2 protein-coding genes and 1 pseudogene are annotated in these 3,599 nt (G+C 44.5%); all 3 read left to right on the forward strand.

Annotation, left to right across the window (positions count from 1 at the left end; all coding sequences use genetic code 11):
• Nucleotides 1-111: 111 nt before the first annotated feature.
• Entirely contained in the window at nucleotides 112-2,235 is a 2,124-nt protein-coding gene (locus tag B3O33_RS11830) for a putative bifunctional diguanylate cyclase/phosphodiesterase (protein WP_292363668.1), read from the forward strand.
• Nucleotides 2,236-2,418: 183 nt separating this feature from the next.
• Nucleotides 2,419-3,246 (forward strand): formate/nitrite transporter family protein, encoded by an 828-nt coding sequence (locus tag B3O33_RS11835; RefSeq protein WP_292360378.1) that lies wholly within the window; start codon nucleotides 2,419-2,421, stop codon nucleotides 3,244-3,246.
• 75 nt (nucleotides 3,247-3,321) lie between these two features.
• Nucleotides 3,322-3,599 (forward strand): annotated as a pseudogene (locus tag B3O33_RS11840) (cyanate hydratase); the annotation flags it as partial.

Below are 3,599 nucleotides of genomic sequence, written 5' to 3' on the forward strand. Positions count from 1 at the left end.
AATCGGGTTTCTCGTGGTGAACAACGTTAAGTAGTCTATATTTTTTCAGCTAATTGATATGCCATAATCGTCTGCATAATACTTCCCATGGACGTGATTAAAATGGCCAGGATGTCAAAACGCCAACTTCAGTGGAAAACCGCTCTGAGTATTTTTTTAGGCAGCTGTTTGACCGGGCTTATTATTCTGATACTGATTGGCTATTTACACTTTCAGCATGGTCATTTTGAAGCGTCACAGATCACCCGCATTTATCTACTGCCATTTTTGCTTATTACAGGCTTTTCAATGGCATTAACGTGGTGGGTATTACACCGACTCTCCCAACCTTTAACACAGATTGAACAGATATCGCTGGCATTACCATTACTGTCAGCAAAAAAATATCAGCAAGCCCGCCAGTTATTATCAGAAAACATCAGCAGCAGCCTCGATCAGGAAGTCGTTGACCTGTCTCATCTTACACACCAGCTGATAAATGTGCTGGATCATCTTGATCAGCACAGGCGGCTACGTAACCAACAGGTACAGATTAAAAATCGTGAGCTGCGCAAAGATCGTGACTTCATTAAAAGCCTGCTCGATACCGCCCAGTTAATCGTTATAACCATCAACAAACAGTTTGAAATTTCGCTGTTTAATGACTATGGCGAAAAAATAACGGGATATAGCAAAACTGAAGTTCTCAATTCCAATGTCGCCAGAATGTTTCCTGCCAGTCACTGGACTGAGGCCAATATCCATTTTAATGAATTACTGGCGGGCCATCAGCGTATTGCACAACAGGATGCCGAACTCATTGATAAAAGCGGGCTTATCCGCCAGATTTCCTGGTTGCATTCACGCCTTGAACATGACAACCAGCAAGCGGTAATTTTATCGGTTGGCCTGGATATGACTGATAAAAAAGAGGCTGAAAAACGTATCGTCTGGATGGCCGAACATGATCCGCTGACCGACTTATGCAATCGCAGAAAATTTATTGAGGAGTTTGAAAAATCCTTGCGGATGGCGATTCGTTATCAGCATCGCAATACTTTGCTGTATCTCGATTTGGATCAATTCAAAGATATTAACGATACCAGTGGTCACCGCGCAGGGGATGAACTGCTGATTCTGGTGGCCCGGGCGCTCAAACGGGTCACTCGTTTTACCGATCTCGTTGCCCGGTTGGGTGGAGATGAGTTCGCAATATTAATGCCGGAAAGTGATGCTGAGGGTGCTATTACTCTGGCAAAGAAGATAATCAATGAACTAAGCACCATTCAGCTTGAATACGGTACGGTTCATCATAAAGTCTCAACCAGTATCGGCATTGTGCATTTTCCATTGCAGGACGCCAGTATCCATGAGTTGATGGGGTTTGCGGATTTGGCAATGTATCAGGCTAAAGCGATTGGCAAAGGCAGTTTCCATACATTCTCGGTTGACGATCGCACGCGTGAGCAACTCCAGGCTCGAGTTTTATGGAAACATCGGATTGAACAGGCGCTTGAACAGAATCTGTTTGTGTTGTTTTATCAGCCCATTCTCGAATTGCAATCCGACAAAATAGAACATTACGAAGTATTGATCCGTATGCGGGATCCGCAGACGGGTGAGATGCGACTACCCGGTAAATTTATTCAGATTGCCGAGCAAGTCGGTTTGATTCAGCAAATCGATCATTACGTTATCAGGCATGCGCTAAAACAATTAGGCGCATTACAAAAACTCGGACGAAAAGTCACCTTTGCAATCAATTTATCAGGGCTGGTGATTGATACCTCGATATTATTGCCGCTTCTGGAAGATGCCATCACTGACTATGCTGTGGATCCCAAAGGCATCATTTTCGAAATCACCGAAACCGTTGCCGTCTCCAACCTGCAACAGGCCAAAGCGATGATGCACGCCATTAAAGCATTGGGATGTCAATTTTCACTGGATGATTTCGGAGTTGGATTTTCGTCATTTAACTACATGCGTGAACTGCCTGTCGATATCATCAAAATTGATGGCATATTCATTAAAAATCTCGATAAAAATGCCGATGATCAGCTTTTTGTCAAAGCCTTGGTAGATGTCGCCAAAGGACTGAACCGGAAAACCACTGCAGAATTTGTTGAAAACACAGACATACTGGCGCTGCTCAGAGGTTATGAGGTTGATTTTGCACAGGGATATTATATCGGTCGGCCACAGCCCGATTTGCTTGATACCGTTGTCTGGACTAATTCTTCATTAAACCAATAGTATTCCTGATACTGCGCTTCATGCTTGTGCATGCATTTCGTTCATCCGATACAAATTGGTGCAAACACCCTCTCTTCAGTAGCACATAAAAACAATAAGTAATTGATATTGTTAAACAAATAAAGTTAGGCATAAAACATGCAAACTGCTTACCTGTTTACATCAATTCTATCTGGAGTTTTTATGTCTTATCTCATACCAAGTGAATTCACCAAAAAAATGGTCGATGCCGGTGAAGCCAAGCTCAAAATGGCTACCCGGGACGTACTGATACGATCCTATATGGCAGGAGCTATTTTAACTCTGGCCGTCGCATTTGCTGTCACCACTGCCGTTCAGACGGGTTTGCCGATTGTTGGTGCTCTAGTTTTCCCTGTTGGCTTTGTCTTATTGAATTTACTCGGTTTTGACTTGTTGACCGGTGTATTTGCCCTCGTTCCATTAGCGTTATTGGATAAAAGACGCGGCTGTACATTCAAAGGGATGATGAAAAACTGGCTGCTGGTCGGTTTGGGTAATCTCTTAGGTGCATTAACCACCGCTTTATTAGTAGGCATCGCCTGGACATTTGCATTCACCACTGAACCGGGCGCCGCAGGTCAGGCGATTGCCAAGGCAGCCGAAGCACGAACCTTAGGATTTGCAGCACATGGTGGCGCGGGTTGGTTAACCGTCTTTGTCGCCGGCATTCTATGTAACTGGATGGTTTCAACGGGTGTGGTTGGCGCCATGTTATCCAATTCAGTTGCCGGCAAAGTCGTGGCCATGTGGCTACCGATTGCAGTGTTTTTTGGATTGGTGTTCGAACATGCCGTAGTCAATATGTTCCTGTTCCCTATGGGAATGCTGATGGGTGCGGATATCACTATCGCTGACTGGTTATTGTGGAACGAAATCCCGGTTATCTTCGGTAATCTGGTGGGCGGTCTGGTACTGACTGGTGGGATGTTGTACGCGACGCATTACAAAACCGGTGCACCTACTGCCGAATTTTCAGAAAAAATGAATTAATTTCCTCGTTGGCCTGGCATCTGTTATGGGTGTCAGGTTTTTTATCCAAATACAAACAGACATCCTGGAGTAACAATGAATAAACTTGCTATGACGCAAGCCATCATGGTGGCAAAAGAGACTAAAGAAATGACTTGGGAAAAAATCGGTGAAGCCATTGGCATGTCACCGGAATGGACGGCATCCGCCTGTCTCGGCATGAACAGTATGCCAGTCGAAACAGCCAAAAAACTATGTCAGGTAATGGACCTGGGTACTGAAGTCGAGCTGGCTTTGCAAAAGTATCCTAACAAACAATGGGAGCAAACCGTGCCCACCGATCCATTGCTTTATCGTCTTTATGAAATGATGTC

This window comes from Methylophaga sp. UBA1464, from assembly GCF_002325665.1.
Classification (GTDB): domain Bacteria; phylum Pseudomonadota; class Gammaproteobacteria; order Nitrosococcales; family Methylophagaceae; genus Methylophaga.